General features: G+C 75.4%; 17 protein-coding genes and 1 tRNA gene. 7 read left to right on the forward strand and 11 right to left on the reverse strand.

Annotated features, from left to right (window positions below; all coding sequences use genetic code 11):
* Window positions 1–117: 117 nt before the first annotated feature.
* Together ACI79L_RS19185 and ACI79L_RS19190 are read right to left on the reverse strand one after the other, a co-directional pair.
* A complete protein-coding gene (locus ACI79L_RS19185) occupies window positions 118–618 on the reverse strand; it encodes a DUF3145 domain-containing protein (RefSeq protein WP_456930409.1) in 501 nt (166 codons plus the stop codon).
* A 355-nt stretch (window positions 619–973) separates the two neighbouring features.
* Window positions 974–2,080: a diguanylate cyclase domain-containing protein gene (locus ACI79L_RS19190; protein WP_456938313.1), complete on the reverse strand. Its 1,107-nt coding sequence runs from the start codon at window positions 2,078–2,080 to the stop codon at window positions 974–976.
* A 98-nt stretch (window positions 2,081–2,178) separates the two neighbouring features.
* Between ACI79L_RS19190 and ACI79L_RS19195 the strand changes: the two genes are divergently transcribed.
* The gene (locus ACI79L_RS19195; RefSeq protein ID WP_456938314.1) at window positions 2,179–3,081 is read left to right on the forward strand and encodes a maleylpyruvate isomerase N-terminal domain-containing protein; all 903 of its coding nucleotides are present in this window, start codon (window positions 2,179–2,181) and stop codon (window positions 3,079–3,081) included.
* On the opposite strand, the gene ACI79L_RS19200 is transcribed toward ACI79L_RS19195, so the two are convergent.
* Window positions 3,078–4,283, reverse strand: a complete 1,206-nt coding sequence (locus ACI79L_RS19200; protein ID WP_456938370.1) for a M23 family metallopeptidase — start codon at window positions 4,281–4,283, stop codon at window positions 3,078–3,080. The genes ACI79L_RS19195 and ACI79L_RS19200 overlap by 4 nt on opposite strands.
* 454 nt (window positions 4,284–4,737) lie before the next feature.
* Between ACI79L_RS19200 and ACI79L_RS19205 the strand changes: the two genes are divergently transcribed.
* Window positions 4,738–5,283: a DUF1707 SHOCT-like domain-containing protein gene (locus ACI79L_RS19205; RefSeq protein WP_456938315.1), complete on the forward strand. Its 546-nt coding sequence runs from the start codon at window positions 4,738–4,740 to the stop codon at window positions 5,281–5,283.
* Window positions 5,284–5,402: 119 nt separating this feature from the next.
* Here ACI79L_RS19205 and ACI79L_RS19210 read toward each other — a convergent pair whose 3' ends face one another.
* Window positions 5,403–6,752, reverse strand: a complete 1,350-nt coding sequence (locus tag ACI79L_RS19210; protein WP_456938316.1) for a polysaccharide deacetylase family protein — start codon at window positions 6,750–6,752, stop codon at window positions 5,403–5,405.
* A 326-nt stretch (window positions 6,753–7,078) separates the two neighbouring features.
* Here ACI79L_RS19210 and ACI79L_RS19215 point away from each other — a divergent pair, with 326 nt between their 5' ends.
* The gene (locus ACI79L_RS19215) at window positions 7,079–7,357 is read left to right on the forward strand and encodes a response regulator transcription factor (RefSeq protein ID WP_456938317.1); all 279 of its coding nucleotides are present in this window, start codon (window positions 7,079–7,081) and stop codon (window positions 7,355–7,357) included.
* A 165-nt stretch (window positions 7,358–7,522) separates the two neighbouring features.
* Here ACI79L_RS19215 and ACI79L_RS19220 read toward each other — a convergent pair whose 3' ends face one another.
* Window positions 7,523–8,980, reverse strand: coding sequence for a DUF2252 domain-containing protein (locus ACI79L_RS19220; RefSeq protein WP_456938318.1), 1,458 nt, complete (start codon window positions 8,978–8,980; stop codon window positions 7,523–7,525).
* Between the two features lie 308 nt (window positions 8,981–9,288).
* Window positions 9,289–9,531, reverse strand: coding sequence for a response regulator transcription factor (locus ACI79L_RS19225; protein ID WP_456938319.1), 243 nt, complete (start codon window positions 9,529–9,531; stop codon window positions 9,289–9,291).
* A gap of 203 nt (window positions 9,532–9,734) precedes the next feature.
* Between ACI79L_RS19225 and ACI79L_RS19230 the strand changes: the two genes are divergently transcribed.
* From ACI79L_RS19230 to ACI79L_RS19240, 3 genes are all read left to right on the forward strand, one after another.
* Window positions 9,735–10,784, forward strand: coding sequence for an AraC family transcriptional regulator (locus ACI79L_RS19230; RefSeq protein WP_456938320.1), 1,050 nt, complete (start codon window positions 9,735–9,737; stop codon window positions 10,782–10,784).
* A complete protein-coding gene (locus ACI79L_RS19235; RefSeq protein ID WP_456938321.1) occupies window positions 10,777–12,057 on the forward strand; it encodes an MFS transporter in 1,281 nt (426 codons plus the stop codon). Before ACI79L_RS19230 ends, ACI79L_RS19235 begins: the two co-directional genes overlap by 8 nt.
* Before the next feature lie 511 nt (window positions 12,058–12,568).
* Window positions 12,569–12,642, forward strand: a tRNA-Ile gene (locus ACI79L_RS19240).
* Window positions 12,643–12,678: 36 nt separating this feature from the next.
* On the opposite strand, the gene ACI79L_RS19245 is transcribed toward ACI79L_RS19240, so the two are convergent.
* A complete protein-coding gene (locus ACI79L_RS19245) occupies window positions 12,679–12,888 on the reverse strand; it encodes a DUF4177 domain-containing protein (protein WP_456930418.1) in 210 nt (69 codons plus the stop codon).
* A gap of 186 nt (window positions 12,889–13,074) precedes the next feature.
* Here ACI79L_RS19245 and ACI79L_RS19250 point away from each other — a divergent pair, with 186 nt between their 5' ends.
* The gene (locus tag ACI79L_RS19250; RefSeq protein ID WP_456902659.1) at window positions 13,075–13,314 is read left to right on the forward strand and encodes a hypothetical protein; all 240 of its coding nucleotides are present in this window, start codon (window positions 13,075–13,077) and stop codon (window positions 13,312–13,314) included.
* Window positions 13,315–13,453: 139 nt separating this feature from the next.
* Here the strand turns inward: ACI79L_RS19250 and ACI79L_RS19255 are convergent, their stop codons facing one another.
* The 4 genes from ACI79L_RS19255 to ACI79L_RS19270 form a co-directional block, all read right to left on the reverse strand.
* On the reverse strand, window positions 13,454–14,113 hold the full coding sequence (locus ACI79L_RS19255) for a DUF305 domain-containing protein (RefSeq protein ID WP_456938322.1): 660 nt from the start codon (window positions 14,111–14,113) through the stop codon (window positions 13,454–13,456).
* 99 nt (window positions 14,114–14,212) lie between these two features.
* Complete coding sequence (locus ACI79L_RS19260) at window positions 14,213–14,719, reverse strand: hypothetical protein (protein ID WP_456938323.1); 507 nt, start codon at window positions 14,717–14,719, stop codon at window positions 14,213–14,215.
* An 84-nt stretch (window positions 14,720–14,803) separates the two neighbouring features.
* Window positions 14,804–17,197 (reverse strand): heavy metal translocating P-type ATPase, encoded by a 2,394-nt coding sequence (locus tag ACI79L_RS19265; protein WP_456938324.1) that lies wholly within the window; start codon window positions 17,195–17,197, stop codon window positions 14,804–14,806.
* A 65-nt stretch (window positions 17,198–17,262) separates the two neighbouring features.
* The gene (locus ACI79L_RS19270; protein WP_456938325.1) at window positions 17,263–17,634 is read right to left on the reverse strand and encodes a hypothetical protein; all 372 of its coding nucleotides are present in this window, start codon (window positions 17,632–17,634) and stop codon (window positions 17,263–17,265) included.
* Window positions 17,635–17,670: the final 36 nt, after the last annotated feature.

A 17,670-nucleotide genomic window follows, 5' to 3' on the forward strand; every position in this document is an offset into this window, starting at 1 on the left:
GTACGGACGCCGCTTCCCCGACGGCGTCCGGACGACCTGGTCTGCAGCCTACGACGAGGAGGCGGGGTGCCTCACCTCGTGTGCCCTGATCGTGACCTGCGCCTTCGCCCCGGACCCTCAGACGACCTGGTGCAGCCAGGTGGTCTGGCTGCCGTCGCCGGCGTAGCGGTAGACCTCGAGGTCGGCGTCCCAGGCCGCGCCGAGGAGCTGGTCGACGCCGTGGCGGAACGCCTCCGCCGAGGTGGCGGTCGCCGCGAGCGTGCGCAGCTGCTGCTCGGTCACCACGATGTCGCCGTTGGCGCTCGTGGGGGCGCGGAAGACGCCGTGACCGGGCACGTAGGACATGCGCTCGCCGTCGTTGCCGTGGCTGGCCTCCTCGGTGACCTCGAAGCGCAGCATCGGCCACGCGCGCAGCGCGGCGACCAGCTTGGCGCCCGTCCCGGGAGAGCCGGTCCAGGCGACCTCGGCACGGTAGGCACCGTGCGCCGCGGGCTGGTCGGCCCACGACAGGGAGACCGGCGCGCCGATGACGCGTTCGAGCGCCCACTCGACGTGCTGGCAGAGCGCCTTCGGGCAGGAGTGCACGAAGACGACACCCTGGGTAGACCGTCGCTGCACGAGGCACCTCCATCGACTCGATCGGTCTCGTCTTCCCCAACGGACGATCGATTCGGTGACAGGCTGTGGTCAACGGCGGCGGACCAGGGCTTCCGGTGACAGTGTGCACGATGAGGTGCCGGTCGCGCCAGTGCGGATGCAGCGACTGTTCCGGATGTGACCACACCCGCCCCGCGCGTCACGGAAGTGCAGGTCAGCGCCATACCACGAGCACCGGCGCGGCGTCCAACCCGGGGTCGGACCGCCCCGACGGTACACCGTGGCACCCGTCACGGGCCGTTGCGGGGCCTCGTGTCGCATACGGAACTCCGTCGGCCGCCGGTCACGCTCGGTGAGCGCTGCTCGGGAGTGTCGGTCACCCTGCGAGATCGGCGACCCGGTCCCCGCCGGCCGCCTTGGCCCGGTACATGGCCTCGTCGGCGCGGTGCAGCACGCCCGCGACGTCGTCGTCGGGGTGGACGAGGACGCAGCCCACGCTGGCGGTCACCCCGCAGCCGGCCCCGACCTCCGCGACGGCGGCCCGCAGGCGGTCGGCGAGCAGGACGTCGTCGGCGGGCAGGAGGGACCCGGCGAGGACGGCGAACTCGTCGCCGCCGAGCCGGGCGACGGTGTCGGTCTCGCGGACCACCCGGCCCAGCGCGGCGGCGACCGAGCGGAGGACCTCGTCGCCGGCGGCGTGGCCCCGCAGGTCGTTGACCGCCTTGAAGCCGTCCAGGTCCACGATGCAGACCACCGCCCGCTCGCCCCGGCCGGCGAGGCGCAGGGCGCGGCCCACGCGGTCGAGGAAGACCCGGCGGTTGGGGACGCCGGTGAGCGGATCGGTGGTGGCCAGCGCCTCCTGGGTGCGCAGGAGCAGCACCTGCCGGTCGTGGGCGGCCCACTGGTTGGCCGAGGACAGCGTGCAGATCAGCGTGACCGTCCCGAGGACGGTGGCCACCAGCAGGGAGTGCGCGTCCGGCGGGCCGGCCACCAGGGTCGCGTACGCGGTGGTCATGAGCGTGCCGGTGAGCACCACACCGGCCGGCGGGTAGGCCACCGCCATGTAGACGAGGACCAGGAAGAACACCGCCGACAGCGGGCTGTCGGTGCCGCCGTCCAGGCGCGCGGCGGTGGCGACGATGGCCGTCACCGCCGCCGTCCAGGCGTAGAACAGCAGCGGGCCGCGCAGGTCGCGGACGATCCGGTGCAGCGGCAGCAGGAGCAGCAGGGGCGTCAGGACGACGACCGAGCCGGCCAGCGTCAGCAGCACGGGGTGCCGGTGACCGGGCGTCGGGGTGGTCAGGGTGTAGACCAGGCAGGCCCAGCCGGCGATCTCGCTGAGCAGCACGCCGGTATGGACGTGGCGGACCCAGAAGCGGGCGCGCTCGTCGTCCTCGGCCAGCGGCCGGTACAGGCCCGCGCCGAGCCAGGCGGGCGCGGCACGCCGCGGCCGGCGTGGGGTCCCCGCCCCGGTTCGCCGCACTCCCGCCCCGTCCACGGTCGGGTTCTCGGCCGATTCCGTTCCGTTCTCCACCCGGACGCACGTGCCGCTCCCCCGACGGGGTGGGTAGGGGCCCGGGCATGGGACGGGACGACGCGACGCACGGGATGGCCGACGCCGGCCGGGACGTGGTGGGGGCGATGGTGCTCGGCGCCTGGGACGCCTTCCTCGAGCAGGCGGCGGCGGTGGACCTGACGCGGCCGACGCGGCTGCCGGGCTGGCGGGCGCACGAGGTGTGCGTGCACCTGGGCTGCTGGCCCGACCACGCCGCCCTGGCCGACCTGGCGGCCTCCGCCCGGGCCGGCGGCACCGGGACGCCGGCCGACGTCGACGCGACCAACGCCCGGGTGACCGCCGCCCACCGCGACGCCTCGCGGGAGGAGGTCCTCGCCGCGCTGCGCCGCAACCGGGAGGCGACCGAGCGCTACCTGGCCGAGGAGCCCGAGGAACTGGACACCGCGCCCGCCGTCTCCACGGTCGGGCGGCTGCCGATGCTGTCGGTGGTCCTCGGCCAGGCCTACGAGCTCGCCGTGCACGGGCTGGACCTGGTGCCGCTGGGCGCTCCCCCGGTCCCGGCGCCGGTCCTGGACGCCGGGCTGGCCGCGCTGGCCGACGTCACCGGCGCGCTGGCCGCCTCCTCGGGCATCACCGGCGGCGCCGCCCTGGTCACCCCGAACGGCGGGTGGGTCTTCGCGGCCGACCCGGCGGGCTGGACGGTGCGCCGGGTGGGCGGTGCGCGCCCGCGCGGCGCCGTCGTCGAGGCCGCGGCCGACGTGCTGCTGGAGGCGGCGTCGGGGCGGACCAACCCGGCCGCGGCGCTGGTGCGGCGCCGGCTGCGGGTGCGGGACCTGCCGGAGCTGATGCGGCTGGCCCCGATCGTCGAGTCGGCACCGGGCATCCCCGGCGGGCCGATCCTGGCGCTGGCCGCGCGGACCGTCGGGGGCGCCGGCGACCTGCTCGGCCGGTTCCGGGGGCGCCGCTAGCAGGCGCCGCCCAGCGAGATGCCGTGCGCCTGCAGCCACGGCATCGGGTTGACCCGGCTGGCGTAGAGCCCGCCCTCGTGCACCTCGAAGTGCAGGTGCGGCCCGGTGGACTGGCCCTTGTTGCCGACCTCGGCGATCTGCTGGCCGGCGCCCACGACCTGGCCGGCCGAGACGAAGAACCGGTTGACGTGGCCGTAGAGGGTGATCGAGCCGTCGTCGTGCTGGACGTAGACGGCCTGGCCGAAGCCGCTGGCGGGACCCGCCTGCAGGACGACGCCGCCCTCCGGGGCGAACACCGGGGTGCCGATCGGGGCGGCGATGTCCACGCCCTGGTGCATGGTCCCCCAGCGGGGGCCGTAGCAGGAGGTCACGCGGCCGGTGGTCGGGGCGATGCCGCCACCGGCGGTGGACTGGACGTTCACCGCGGCCTGCTGCTCGGCGGCCTGCTGGGCCTCCCAGGCGGCCTCGGCCTCGGCGATGCCGCGCAGCCGCAGCAGCTCGACCTCGGCCGCGCGCAGCTGCTCGTCCAGGCGGGCCTTCTCGCCGGCCAGGGCGTCGTAGTCGCCCTGCGCCTGGGCCAGCCGGGCGTCGGCGGCGGCCTGGGCCTGCGCGGCGGCCGCGGCGGCGGCGTCGCGCTCCTGGACGGCGGCGCGGGCGGCGGCGTCGGCCTCCTCCTCCTGGGTCTCGAGCAGCTCGTACCGCTGGAGGGTCTCGGCGCGCTGGGCGCCGAGCAGGTCGAGGGTGGCGGCGCGCTCGAGGACCTCGCGGGGGCCCTGGCTGTCCAGCAGCACCGAGGCGGTGCCGCCGAGGTCTCCCCCGCTGCCCATGTAGGCCTCGCGGCCGAGCTCGACGACCTCGTCCTGCGCCTGCGCGACGGCGTCGCGCGCGGCCTGCAGCTCGGCGGCGGCCACGGCGGCGGCCTCCTGGGCGGCGGCGAGCTCGGCCTGGGCGACCAGCGCGGCGTCCGCGGCGGCCTCGGCCTCGACGGTCATCCGCTGGAGCTGCTCCTCGGCGGCGGTGACCGCGCCCTGGATCCGGCTCACCTCGGCGACGAGGGCGGCCTCGGCGGCCTCCGCCGTGGCGACGTCGTCCTCGGGGTCCGCCATCGCCGGGACGGGCGCCGCCAGCAGGAGCGCGGCGGCGCCGACGGCGAGCACGGCGCGGCGCAGCCGGGAGGCGGGGCGGGCGGTCCGGTGGTGCACGGTCGCCAAGAGGGCGGCTCTCCCTTTCTCGCGGCCGCCTGCCGGTCGGGGCCCGTCCGGGACGGGCGACCTGCCCGCGCATGGCGTCCGCGGGCGCGACCGAGCCGGGGACCTCGGTGCGGTCCCCGCGTCCGGCGCGTGCCGGGACGGTCAGGCGGAGTCCGGCCGGGGTCCCCGTCGGTCCGAGGCGCAGCGGCCCGGCAGGACCGCGGGCGAAGGTACTACGGATGAGGCGGGTGAGGTCACGGGGACGTAACGGCACCCGCGTGTCCGCTTGCGTTCTCAACCGTTTGCACACCTCGGCGACCTGGATGTCTCACCGTCCGTGCCCGGACCAGCACGCCGGGTCACTCCTGCGTCCGGGGCATGTCTCACGGTGCCGGGGCTCACAGGTCCGTCACAGGAACCGCGGGCAGGCTGGCCGGCCGGACCGGCTCTCGTGGGGAGGAACGACATGGACGGGACCCCGATCCCAGGACCGACGACGCCGTTCGACGGCCGGGCGCGGTACGCGGCCGCCGTGAACGGCACGGCGCGGCCGGGCGCCGCACCCCAGGCGCCGCCGGTGCGCGCGACCGACGCCGACCGGCTCGCCACGGTGCACCGGCTGCAGGACGGCGTCGCCCGGGGGGCGCTCACGCCCGACGAGGGCGGGGACCGGATGGCGGCCGCCTGGGCCGCCGTCCACCTGCGCGACCTCGCGCCGCTCACCGCCGACCTCCCGCCGGTAGCGGCCCGGCCGGAGGTCACGGCGCCGGGCTGGCGGCCCCTGGGGCTCATGGCCTGGGAACAGGTGCGGACCACCGTGGCCGGGGCGCGCGCCGGCCGCCCCGCGGCGGTGCGGGTCGCGCTCGTGGGCCTGGTGACCCTGCTGGTGCTCGTGGCGCTCGGCTCGCTGGTGCTGCACGGGCTGGTGGAGGGCCTCGGCGGCGGTCCGGACGGGTTCGGCGGCGGGCCCGGCGGCTTCGACGGCTTCGGCGACGGCCCCGGCCGGGGCTGACACCCCCCGGCCGGGGCCGCCCGCGCGCAGGGTCGGGCGCTGTCGTCGGTGGTGCCGTCGTCGAGGCCCGGCGGGTTCGGAGGCTGTGAGGTGACTGCGCGTCCGGAACCGCTCCGGCGTCAGCTCCAGAGCGCGTCGAGGGTGACGAAGCCGTACCCGGCCGCCCGCATCCGGTCGATCACCGTGGGCAGGGCGGCGGCGTCCAGCGTGGAGCCGTCGTCGGGGTGGGCCCCCACGTGCATGAGGACGATCTCCCCCGGGCGCAGCGCCCCCAGGGCGCGGTCGACCACCGTCTGGACCGACCGGCCCCCGCTCGTGCCCTGCCAGCCGAGGGTGTCCACCGTCCACCGGACCGCCCCGTAGCCGGCGCCGTTGACGACGGCGATCGTGTGGGCGGTGCGGTCGCCGAAGGGGAAGCGGAACAGCGGCCGGGGGTCGGCGCCGCCGGCGCGGATGGCCCTCTCGGCGTCGAGCAGCTCCTGGCGCATGGCGGCGTCGGTGGACGCGGGGAAGTGCGGGTGGGTCATCGAGTGGTTGGCGACGCGGTGCCCGGCACTGCGGATGGCGGCCACGCCCGACGGGTTCGCGGCGGCCCACCGCCCGGTGAGGAAGAACGTCGCCGGGACCTGCCGGCCCGCCAGCGTCGCGAGGATGCTGGCCAGCCCGGAGGAGTCCCCGCCGGCGTCGAACGTCAGGGCCACGACCCGCCGGTCGGTCGGGATGACCTCGAGGTCCTGCCCGCGCAGCACGAAGGGCAGGCCGCCCCGGGACCCGGTGGCCCACGCCGTCGACCAGTCCGGCCGGACGAGCACCACGTCGCCGTCGTCCTGCACCACCAGGCGGGTGGCGCCGCTGCCGTAGGTCGCGGTGTGCCACACCGCCCGCCCGTCGGGCGCGTAGCCGACCAGGTTGCCGTCGGCCTGCATGGCCAGCACGGTGCCGGGGACGAAGCTCCAGCTGCCCCAGGTCGCCCCCCACGGGCCGTAGACGACGACGTGGCCGTCGGCCTGCATGGTCAGCCGGTAGGCGCCGCTGCGGGAGTACACCGACTGGCCGACGCCGAGCCGGTGCCCGCTGACCAGCGCGTCGGACGACGCCCAGGTGTTGGTCGACCAGACCGCGCGACCGTCGGGCCGGTACAGGACCAGGTTGCCGTCGTCCTGCACCACGAGGCGGGTGGCGCCGCTGCCGTAGGTCGCGGTGTGCCACACGGCCCGCCCGCCCGGGGCGTAGGCCACCAGGTTGCCGTCGGCCTGCATCACCAGCACCGTGCCGGGGACGAACGTCCAGCTCCCCCACATCGCGGCCGGGCCGTACAGGACGACGTGCCCGTCCCCCTGCATCACCAGGCGGTACGCCCCGCTGGGCGACACGATCTCCTGACCGACAGCCAGTTGCTGGCCGGCGAGCAGCTCGCTCGTGACCGCGACGACCGCGGTGCGGGCGGCCGCCGGACCGCCTCCTGCCACCCCGGGTGGCGCCCAGAGCAGTGCGGCGACGAGGGCGAGCGCCGCGAGACCCGATCCGAGCGCTCCCCGGTGACCGCGCATGGCGACATCGCCGTCCTCCCGCCGCCCCCCGCAGCACGGATCGCACCAGGTGAGCCGCTCCCCGCGCTGGGGTCCTCGGTCACCTCCCGGCAGGTCCTCGGTCGTCCTCGCGGCCGCGAGGAGTCGGGGCCAGCCAGGGCGTGCGGCCGGGCGGCCGGCGTCTGGCAGGCCGGACGCCGTCCGGGGCGGTAGCTCAGCCGGTCAGAGCACGGGACTCATGAGCTCGTGGTCCTGATGCCCCAGAGATGCAGACTTGCACTGCCGACCAGCTGGTTCTTCCGCTGGTGAGCCTGGGAGTGCCACCCTCTGCCACAGGCCGGCTCAGCGAGCAGGAGCGCACCGTGCTCGCGCTCATCGGCGAGGGCCTGACCAACCGGCAGATCGGCGAGCGGATGTTCCTCGCCGCGAAGATCGTGAAGAACCACGTCTCCCACCTGCTGGCCAAGCTGGGCCTGGAGCGCCGCACCCAGGCCGCCGTCCTGGCCACCCGGCTGCGGGACCACCGGGCCGCCGACGCGAGGTGATCGCACCGCCGCGAGAGCTGGTCGAGTCCGCGCCGCCGAGCTCGAACGCACCCGGAGTCGGGCCATGGCGGTCACCGACAGGTGGTCGCCGACCGTTGACGCACCGGCACCGTCACCGTCGTCACCCCGATACACGGCCGGTTGGACACGGACACGGGTGTTTCCTCAGCCGGTTTGCGACGCGACGACGACGCCACGGGTCACCGCATCGCGTAGCTGCAGGTACTGGGACTCGGTGCGGTCGGCGTAGCCCTCCGCGAGGGCGGCCACCGCCTGGTCGAAGGCGTCACTCTTGCCCAGGTAGGCGGCGATCGCGATCCGGTCACCGGAGCGGGCGTGGGCACGGGCCAGCGTCCAGGCGCACATCTGCCCGTAGACGGCCAGCCGCCGCGGGCTCATGTCCTCTACGTCGGCCGAGGCCTTCCCGTCCCGCAGCTGGCGCACGTAGTAGTCCCGCACCTGGCCGTCGATGTCCCGGGCACGCTGCCAGCCCAGGAAGATGTCGCTCGCGGCCTGGATCACCCGCTGGCCGTGGACCACCCGCTGCCCGGCAGTGGGCCAGGGGCTGACGCCGCAGTGCGTCTCCAGCACGCTCTCGCCCGCCTCCTTCACCTGCAACACGAGCGGGTCGGTGTCATCCCGCCCGGTGAGCAGCAGCACGAACGCTCGCGTCCCGACGCTGCCGACGCCCACCACCTTGCGGGCGACGTCCACCAGCCGGAACTCGTCGAGCAGGTGCCGGCGGTCCTCCTGCAGCGTCGACCGGTAGGAGGCCAGGATCTCCCGCAGGGATGCCTCGAGTGCGGCCGCCGTCACGTCGGGCAGCAGGTCGCTCAGCCGGACGAGCAGCGGCGGGTCGTCGACGAACCGCGGCGGGCCACCGTCGGAACGGGTGAGGCGGTGCAGGGCGTCGACGTTGTCCCGGGTCCGTGCCCGCCGCACCGCCTTCGCCGTCCGTCGCCGGTCGGCGGCCTTGAGGCGCGGGGTCAGGTCGGCGAGCACCCGGTCGACGTCCAGGCTGGCGTACCAGACCGCCAGGTTGCCCATCCGGGCGAACTCCCGCATCGCCGTCCGGTAGCGACCCACCGCGGCGCGGAGCACCTGCCGCCGGGCGCGGGCGTCGTGCCCGTTGGCCCGCCCGGCGAGCGCGAGGCTGGCCGCGAGCCGCTTGACGTCCCACCCGAACGGCCCGGCCAGGGTCTCGTCGAAGTCGTTGACGTCGAACACGAGCCGCCGCTCCGGGGTCGCGTAGACGCCGAAGTTGGACAGGTGCGCGTCACCGCACAGCTGTGTGCGCAGTCCGCTGCCCGGTCCTCGGGCGAGGTCGGTGGCCATGACCACGGCCGACCCGCGGTAGAACGCGAACGGCGAGGCGAGCATCCGCTCGTAGCGGATGGGGAGCAGCTCCGGCACCCGGGCGCGGTCCTCGGCCTGCAGCAGCCCCACGACGTCGACGGGGTCGCGGGGCAGGCCTTCGTGCTCGTCCAGCGGCAAGGTCCGGCGGGCGGCCTTGCCCAGCTGCGCCCGCTCCCGCGGCGTTCGATGGGGCGGCGCCGCCGAGGACTCGGCAGCGGAGGCCCAGAAGCCCGCGGCCGCCGGTGGGGTCAGCACCGTGTCGGTCATGCCGTCCTCCTGCTCTTCTCCTGCCGCGATGCCGGCATGGCGTGGGCGTCCGCCGGCATCCCGGCACGCTAGGAGCCCTGCGCGTCGACCCACCCCACCCGCTGGGGGTGAAGCCGGCCTGGTGGCGGTGTCATGGGCCGCGATCCGGACGCGGTCAGCCGGCCGGCAGCCGTTCCCGTGTCCCCACCGTCCAGGTGACGTCGGCGGGTACAGCGGTCAGCCCGGCGTCGTCGAGCGCCTGCCGGAGCCCGTCCCGGACCGAGCTCCCTCGGTCGGTGGCCGGTGTCACGGTCCTCGGGTGGGCTCGGTCAGAGCAGCCCGAGGTCTCGGGCTCGCGGCACCACCTGCTGCCGGTCGGTGACGTCCAGCTTGGCGCGGAGGCGGTGGATGCGAGTGCGGGCGGTGTTCGTGGAGATCGACATGGCCGCGGCGATCTGGGCGGTCGATCGGCCCTGGGCGAGCAGGTGCAGCGCGTCGAGTTCCCGGGCGGACAGGACCGGCCGTCCGTCGGATCGGGCGACGTCTGGTTCGGCCGCGGTCGGGTCGTGCATGGCTGCGCTCCGTTCCCCACGGTCGCGCCGGGCCGGCCGCTCCCGGTCCGGTGCGGCGGATCCCCTGCAGCACCCCGGGGACCGGCGACCTGCTCAGGCGGCGCAGGTCCGGGTGTCGCCACGGTAGGAAGTCGCAGGTCGGCCCGCTTTCCCGATGAGGCCGGTTTACTTGCGGATGCGGGCCACCAGCGGAGGGAGCCGGCATGGAGCGCCTCGTTCGCTACGCGGCGCTGACCGGATACCCGGAGGTGGCCCGCTCCGTCGGCCTGGACCCGGCGCGGTTGATGGCCGCAGAGGGGCTGGACCTCGGCGCGCTGGCCGAACAGGACCGGTGGGTCCCTGCGGCGCCGGTCGCCCGGCTGCTGGAGCGCTCGGCGGCAGCATCCGGCTGCGAGGACCTCGGCGTGCGGATGGCGGGCTACCGGCGACTGTCGGCCCTGGGCCCGCTCAGCGTGGTGCTGCGCGAGGAGCCGGACCTGCGCAGCGCGCTGGACCTGCTCATCCGCTACGAGCACGCCTACAACGGCGTGCTGGACCTGCGGCTGCTCGAGGCCGACGGGCTGGCGACGGTGCAGGTGTGGTTGAACTTCGGCGCGCCGGTCCCCGTCCGCCAGTTCCTCGACGGCACCACGGCGGTCCTGGTCGGTGTCGTCCGCAGCCTGGTGCGGGTGGACTGGCAGCCGCTGTCGGTGGTCTTCGCCCACGGCCCACCGGCCGATCCCACGCTGTTCCACCAGGTGTTCGGCCCGGGGTTGCGGTTCGACGAGCCGTTCACCGGGGTGGTCTTCCCGGCGCGTGACCTGGAGCTGCCGACGGTGACCGCCGATCCGGGGATGCGGACGTACGCCCGCCGGCTGCTGGAGACCGTGCCCGCCCCGCGGCCGACCAGTCCCACCGAGCAGGTCCGTTCGATGGTCGAGGTGCTGTTGCCGACCGGCCGCTGCTCGTTGGTGCACGTCAGCCGCTCGCTCAACATCCCGCCGCGCACGCTGCGGCGGCACCTGGCTGAGGAGGGCGAGACCTTCTCGACGATCGTGCACGCCACCCGCATCCGGTGGGCCGAGCGGTACCTGGCCAACGACGCCTACTCGCTGACCCGAATCGCGCATCTTCTGGGATTCGCCGCTCCCAGCGCATTCTCCGTCTGGTTCCGCGGGCAGTTCGGCGCCACCGCGACCGAGTGGCGCCGGCGCGCGCAGTGCCGCCCGGCGCCGGGCCCGCCGCTGGAGGACGGAGTCGGCGACCGTGGCTGACGCCGTCGCCGACCCGCCGGTGCCCGGGGCGGCCCGGTCGGGGTTCCCCGGGGTCGTCTTCGCGCTGGCGTTCGCGCTGCTGCTGTCGGACTTCATGTGCCGGCAGGTCCTCGTGGCGGTGTTCCCGGCGCTCAAGGCCGAGTGGGCGCTGAGCGACACGGAGCTCGGGGCGCTGAGCAGCGTCGTCGCGCTCACCGTCGCGGTGCTTACCGTGCCGCTGTCGCTTCTGGCCGACCGGTACGGCCGCCGCCGCGCCGTCCTGCTGATGGCCGGGCTGTGGAGCCTGGCCACGCTGGGCTCCGCGATGGCCGCCGGCTACGGGCAGCTGCTCGGCGCCCGCGTGCTCGTCGGCGTGGGCGAGGCCGCTTACGGCAGCGTCGGCCTGGCCATCGTGCTGGCGGTCTTCCCCGCACACCGACGGGCCACGCTGTCCGGGGCGTTCACCGCCGGCGGCTCGTTCGGCGCCGTGCTCGGGATCTTCTTCGGCGGGGCGCTTGCCGACCGGTTCGGCTGGCGCCCGGCCGTCGCGGCGATGGCCGGGCTCGGCCTCGTGCTGCTGGTGGCGTTCCGGCAGCTGGTCACCGACGACCGGCTCACCCGCCACGCGCAGCCCGACGCGGCCTACGGTCCGCCGGGCGCGCGGACGCCGGCGCGGCTGTCCGCGGTGCTGTCCCCGCCGGCGGTGCTGTGCGCCTACCTCGGCAACGGGCTGCAGCTGTTCGTCGCCGGCTCCCTCATCGCATGGCTGCCCAGCTACCTCCACCGCGCCCACGCGCTACAGGCCGGTACCGCCGCCGCGCTCGCCGCAGCCCTGCTGCTGCTGATGGGCGTCGGCATGATCGGTTGCGGGCTGCTGACCGACCGGCTCGCCCGCACCCGGCCGGCGCGCCGCTGGACGACCGCGGTCAGCTTCGTTGCGGCCTCACTGGTCCTCCTCGGCGTTGGCTTCTCCCTGCCCGTCGGGCCGGTGCAGCTGGCCCTGATCGGCGCCGGGGCCTTCTTCGCCGCCGGCACCTCCGGTCCGGCCGGTGCCCTGGTGGCGGAGCTGACTCCCGCGTCGGTCCGGGCCAGCGCGCTGGGCGTGCTCGCGATGGCGAACAACCTGATCGGCCTGGCTGCCGGCCCGGTGATCACCGGCGCGCTGGCCGACCGACTCGGCCTGGCCGCTGCGCTGCGGTGGGTGCCGGTGGTCTCCGTCGTCGCCCTCGCCGTCCTCGCTCTCGGCCGCCGCACGCATCGCGACGGTCTCCACCGCGTCGCCCCCGCCACCTGACCGCGGCGCGCCGCGCCGGCGCGGTGACCGGTCACGACACCAGCGGTTTGCCGGCAGGCTGCCCCTGGCCGCGCAGTCACTCGGCGTGTGGGTCAGAACGGTCGCGGCTGACGCACCCGGCGCTCCAGAGGACGCCACGCTGCTGTAGCCGCCGGAGTCGACTCCCGCGCCATGCACGGCACCGCGGGAGCCATGCCGGTGTGGACGCCGCTGCAGATGGCCCAGCGGGTCCGTGACAGGACGTCTGCGCCGCCATGCGACGAGGCGGACCCGCCCGTGCACCGCGTACCGCCACCGCCCCAGCGCCGGCCGCGGCTCCAGCTCACCACCACACCGTGTCCGCTCCGCGTTTGCCACAATCGGCTGTGGCACGGCGTGGCACGCCCCCCGAGCGGCACCCCCGCGAGCGGGCGAATGACACACCCATGCCACACGCTTCTTGTGGCAAGACGCACCCTACTGCCCTTGCCTGGTGGGCACACAGGGCGCTGAGCAGGGAAGATGCAGTTCAGGGGCGGTAGCTCAGCCGGTCAGAGCATGGGACTCATAATCCCTGGGTCGTGGGTTCGAGCCCCACCCGCCCCACGTACGGACCCGCAGCTCAGCGCGTCGTCGGGGCGCTCAGCCGACAGGGCGCTCGAAGGTCACCAGGATGCCCTCCACGCTGCCGGGCCCGATGCGGCCCTTCACGTCGACGGAGGTGATCGCCTTGAGCTGCCAGCCCTCGCGGGCGTGCTCGTTGAGCACCCTCTCGAGCTTGTCGCCGGACATCTTGCCGCCGATCATGCCCTCGCGGAGCTCCTCGACCTTGTACTCGTAGCGTCCGGCCATCGACTGCTCCCCTCGTCGGCGCTGGGCAGGTCAGTCTGTCGGGCCGGACGCCCGGGCGTCCACGACCGCGCCCGCCGCCGCCCGGCAGGCGCCCGCGCGGACCGGGAACACCGAGGACGCACCCCGTGGACGCGACGGTGGCCGGCGAGTAGACCGGACCCCTCACCCGAGTGGAGGGAGTGGGACATGACCACCACCAGCGGCCAGGAGGCCGGGCAGGTCACCGGCACTCAGGACAAGGACTACAACCTCATCTGGTTCACCGAGCAGTGCCTGAGCAACGCGCTGCGGCTGGAGACCTACATCCAGGACGCCGACCGCGACGGCGACGGCGAACTCGCCGAGCTCTTCCGCAAGGCGCAGGCGGACAGCCGCAAGGGCGCCGAACAGGGCAAGCAGCTGCTCAGGTCCCGGCTCGGCGGCTGAGCCGGCCGGGCGCACGCCCCCGGGGGACCCGGCGCGGGCACGGCGAGGGCCGTGCCCGTCGGCCGGGACTGCTGAGGGCACTGCGAGCCGGGACCGTCGCGGCGGGGCGGGTGGACGGCCCGCCCCGCCGCGGCGCGGGTCAGCTGTCGAGCTCGGCCAGCAGCTGCTGCATCTCGGCGATCTCGGCGGTCTGGCCGTCGCGGATCGACTCCGCCAGGGCGATCGCGTCGGCGTCCTGCCCGTCGGCGATCTCGGTCTCGGCCATCTCCACGGCCCCCTGGTGGTGGGCGATCATCATGGTCAGGAACATCCGGTCGAACTCGGCGCCGGACGTGCCGGCCAGGGCGCCGGTGTCCATCTCGCCCGTGCCGCCGTGGTCCGTGTCGCCGTGGTCCGTCCCGTCGTGGTCCATCCCGCCCGTGCCGCCGTCGGTGGCGCTGCCGGAGGCAGCGGCGCCCCAGTCGGCGAGCCAGCCGGTCATGGTCTCGATCTCCGGGTCCTGGGCGGCCTCGATGCGGCCTGCGAGGTCCTCCACCCGCTGGTCGGCGGCCTGGTCCTGGGCCATCTGCGCCATCGTGATGGCGGACCGGTGGTGCGGGATCATCTCCTGAGCGAAGCGGACGTCCTGGTCGTTGTGGTCGGCCTCGGCGGTGTCCGAGGAGCCGACCGAGCCGCTGCTGCTCGTCATCGAGCCGTGCCCGGGGACGTCAGCGGGGTCGTCGCCGCAGCCGGCGAGCAGCAGGGTGCCGGTGACGAGGGCGCCGGCGAGGCCGGTGAGGCGGACGGTGGTGCGGTTCATGGCGTGCTTCTCCTGCTGGGGATGGTGGGGACGAGGGCGTGCGCGGACCGCCGCCGCAGGCCGGCGGATGCCGGCGGCGGGGCGGTGACGGCGGTCGGCCTACGTCCGCAGCAGGCAGAAGGCGTGCAGGTCCGGCGGTCGTGGCAGCGGCAGCGAGCCGCGGGCACCGGCCAGGGCGCGGGGAAGCGCGAGCGTCACCACCGCGATCAGCCGGGGTGCGAGAGCGGCGAGCACGGCCGCGAGGCCGGCGGCGAGCACGGCGAGGCAGACGGCCCACAGGTGGGCGGCCGAGCCGTGCGGGGCGCTGCGGTGGTCCGTCGACGGCACCACGGTCGCGGCCCCCGCACCGGAGACGGCGACGTCGGATCCGACGTGGTCGGCAGCGACCGGGCCGGCGACGGGGTGCCCGGGCACCGGATCGGCGAGCACGTGGGTCACGACCGCGGCCGTGGTGGGCGCGGATGTCCCGGCGATCGTCACGGCCGGGGTGGGGTGCCCGGCGCCGGCGTCCGCGGTGCCGGTGCAGGACAGGCCGTGCATCGCGAACACGGCGCCGAGCAGCAGCAGCGTCACGACCAGCCGCGGCGTCGTCACCCGGTCCGTCACGCCGCTCCTGCCCATCACGGTCGAGGCTAGGCGGGCCACCCGGCGCCCCGCCGGGTGGCCCGCCGTCGCCGTGGTCACACCGGTCTAGTGGGTCACCGGCTCCGGCGCCGGCGCGCGGGTCGCCGCGGGCTCAGCCGGGGCGGCGGGCAACCGCAGTCGCTTGAGCAGCAGCGCGTTGACCGCGACGAGGAAGGACGAGCCCGACATCGACAGCGCGGCGATCTCCGGCCGCAGCACCAGGCCGAAGGCCGGCTCGAACACCCCGGCCGCGATCGGCAGCGCGACGGCGTTGTAGCCGATGGCCCAGCCCAGGTTCTGCCTCATCTTGCGCAGGGTGCCGCGGCCGATGGTCAGCGCGGTCGGGACGTCGAGCGGATCCGAGCGCATGAGGACGACGTCGGCGGTCTCGATGGCGACGTCGGTGCCGGCGCCGATGGCGATGCCGAGGTCGGCCTGCGCCAGCGCGGGGGCGTCGTTGACCCCGTCGCCGACCATCGCCACCCGCTTGCCGGACCGCTGCAGCTCGATGATCTCCGCGGCCTTGTCGCCGGGCAGGACGTCGGCGATGACGGTGTCGATGCCGAGCCGGCCGGCGATGCGCCGGGCGGTGGCCTCGTTGTCGCCGCTGAGCATCACGACCTGGACCCCGGTGTCGTGCAGCGCGGCCACCGCGGCGGCCGAGGTGTCCCGCGGGGCGTCGGCCAGGGCGATCACACCCGCGGCGCGGCCGTCGACGGCGACCAGGACGGCGGTGCGCCCGCTGCCGGCCAGCTCGTCCCGGCGCTCGCCGAGCGTCCCGAGGTCGACGCCCTCGTCGGCCATCAGCCTGACGTTGCCGACCAGCACGCGGCGTCCGGCGACCTCCGCGGACGCCCCGTGGCCGGGGACGTTGCGGAAGCCGGCGGCGGTCAGGGCCGGGACGCCGAGGCTGTCGGCGTGCCGGGCCACGGCGGTGGCCAGTGGGTGCTCGGACTCCCGCTCGACGGCGGCGGCCAGCGCCAGGACGTCGTCGGGCTCCATCCCCTCGACGACGACGTCGGTGACCTCCGGCTCGCCCTTCGTGAGGGTGCCGGTCTTGTCCATCACCACGGTGTCGATCCGGGCGGCGGTCTCCAGCGCGGTGGCGTTCTTGAACAGCACGCCGCGCTGCGCGCCCAGGCCGGTGCCGACCATGATCGCCGTCGGGGTGGCCAGGCCGAGCGCGTCCGGGCAGGTGATCACGACGACGGTGATCGCGAACAGCATCGCCGTGGCGAACGAGGCCCCGGCCAGGAGCCACACGGCCAGGGTGAGGCCGCCGCCGACCAGCGCGACGAGGACGAGCCAGAACGCGGCCCGGTCGGCCAGCCGCTGGCCGGGCGCCTTCGAGTTCTGCGCCTCCTGCACCATCGCGACGATCTGCGCCAGCGCGGTGTCGGAACCGACCCTCGTCGCCCGCGCCCGCAGCGTGCCGGTGGTGTTGACCGAGGCGCCGATGACCTCGTCGCCGGGTGACTTGTGCACCGGCAGGCTCTCGCCGGTGACCATCGACTCGTCGACCTCCGAGTCGCCGTCCTCGACCCTCCCGTCGACGGGGACCTTGGCGCCGGGACGGACCAGCAGCAGGTCGCCGACGACGACCTCGGCGGTGGGCACCTCCACCGGCTGCCCGTCGCGGAGCACGACCGCACGCGGCGGCGCGAGTTCCAGCAGGGTGCGGATCGCGTCGTTGGCACCGCCGCGGGCGCGCATCTCGAACCAGTGCCCGAGCAGCACGAACGCGGTGAGCACGGTGGCGGCCTCGTAGAAGACCTCCCCGCCGCCGGTGAGGGTGATCACCAGGCTGTAGAGCCAGCCCGCGCCGACCGCGACGGCGACCAGCACCATCATGTCCAGCGTCCTGGCGCGCAGCGCCCGCCAGGCACCGTCGAAGAAGATCCAGGCCGCCCAGAGGACCACCGGCAGCGACAGGATCAGCGAGAGGACGTCGTCGCGCAGGCCGAACGGCGCGGGTGCGGTGAAGCCGAGGACCTCCCGGCCGATCGGCGACCACAGCAGGATCGGGATCGACAGGAGGGCGGCGACCAGGAACCGGTTGCGCATGTCCCTGGCCATGTCGTCCATCGACGTGCCGGCGTGGTGTCCGCCGTGACCCATCGCGTCCTGTGGCGTCATCCCGTCGTGTCCGCCGGAGCCCGTCGCGTGCCCGGCGGGGGCGGCCTGGCCGTGGTGCGTGTGCGGCTCCGCGGCGGGGTCGCACACGTGCCGGGGCACCGACTGCCCGGCGCAGTGGTAGCCGCAGTCGCGGATCCAGCCGGCGAGGTCGGCCACCGACGTCCGCGTCGGGTCGTAGGTGACGGTGGCGGTCTGGCTGACGGGGTTGGCCTCGACGCCGAGCACGCCGGGGCGCCGGCCGAGCACGCGCTCGACCGTCGCCTTCTCCGATGCCCAGTGCACGCCGGCGACCTCCAGGACGGCCGTCGTCGGATCCGTTGCCATGACCTCTCCTCTCGGTCCACCGCGCACCCGTGGGCGCGCGGGTCTCGCAGTGAGTGGGCGGCCGCTCAGCGGGCCGGGGTGGTCTCCCGTGGTGTGTCCCTGGCCGCGTCGGCCGCCGGGGCCGGGCCTGCGCCGGCCGGTGCCGCACCGTCGGCGGTGCGGAAGCGGCGCAGCCGCAGGCTGTCGGAGACGACGAACACGGAGGAGAACGCCATCGCCGCGCCGGCGAGCACCGGGTCGGGCAGCCCGGCGGCGGCCAGGGGCAGCGCGGCGACGTCGTGACCGGAGGAGTGCTCCGCCCCGGGTCCGGGTGAGGCCGGGACGACCTCGTAGCCGGCATCCCCGACGGCCTCGGACACGGCTTCGTCGGTCACCGGACCGCGGCTCTGCACGGGGACCCGGCCGGTGGCCGCGGCGGCGCAGTGCCCACGGGTCATCCCTCGGACGGTGTACTCGGCGCTCGTCACGACACT

Source organism: Geodermatophilus sp. SYSU D00684 (assembly GCF_054050455.1).

Bases quoted from the DNA above. Each gene is read 5' to 3' on its own strand.
- ACI79L_RS19195 (WP_456938314.1), top strand. From the start codon at position 2,179: ATGGGACGGGACGACGCGACGCACGGGATGGCCGACGCCGGCCGGGAC.
- ACI79L_RS19205 (WP_456938315.1), top strand. From the start codon at position 4,738: ATGGACGGGACCCCGATCCCAGGACCGACGACGCCGTTCGACGGCCGG.
- ACI79L_RS19215 (WP_456938317.1), top strand. From the start codon at position 7,079: ATGCAGACTTGCACTGCCGACCAGCTGGTTCTTCCGCTGGTGAGCCTG.
- ACI79L_RS19220 (WP_456938318.1), bottom strand. From the start codon at position 8,980: ATGACCGACACGGTGCTGACCCCACCGGCGGCCGCGGGCTTCTGGGCC.
- ACI79L_RS19225 (WP_456938319.1), bottom strand. From the start codon at position 9,531: ATGCACGACCCGACCGCGGCCGAACCAGACGTCGCCCGATCCGACGGA.
- ACI79L_RS19230 (WP_456938320.1), top strand. From the start codon at position 9,735: ATGGAGCGCCTCGTTCGCTACGCGGCGCTGACCGGATACCCGGAGGTG.
- ACI79L_RS19245 (WP_456930418.1), bottom strand. From the start codon at position 12,888: ATGGCCGGACGCTACGAGTACAAGGTCGAGGAGCTCCGCGAGGGCATG.
- ACI79L_RS19250 (WP_456902659.1), top strand. From the start codon at position 13,075: ATGACCACCACCAGCGGCCAGGAGGCCGGGCAGGTCACCGGCACTCAG.
- ACI79L_RS19255 (WP_456938322.1), bottom strand. From the start codon at position 14,113: ATGAACCGCACCACCGTCCGCCTCACCGGCCTCGCCGGCGCCCTCGTC.
- ACI79L_RS19265 (WP_456938324.1), bottom strand. From the start codon at position 17,197: ATGGCAACGGATCCGACGACGGCCGTCCTGGAGGTCGCCGGCGTGCAC.
- ACI79L_RS19270 (WP_456938325.1), bottom strand. From the start codon at position 17,634: ATGACCCGTGGGCACTGCGCCGCCGCGGCCACCGGCCGGGTCCCCGTG.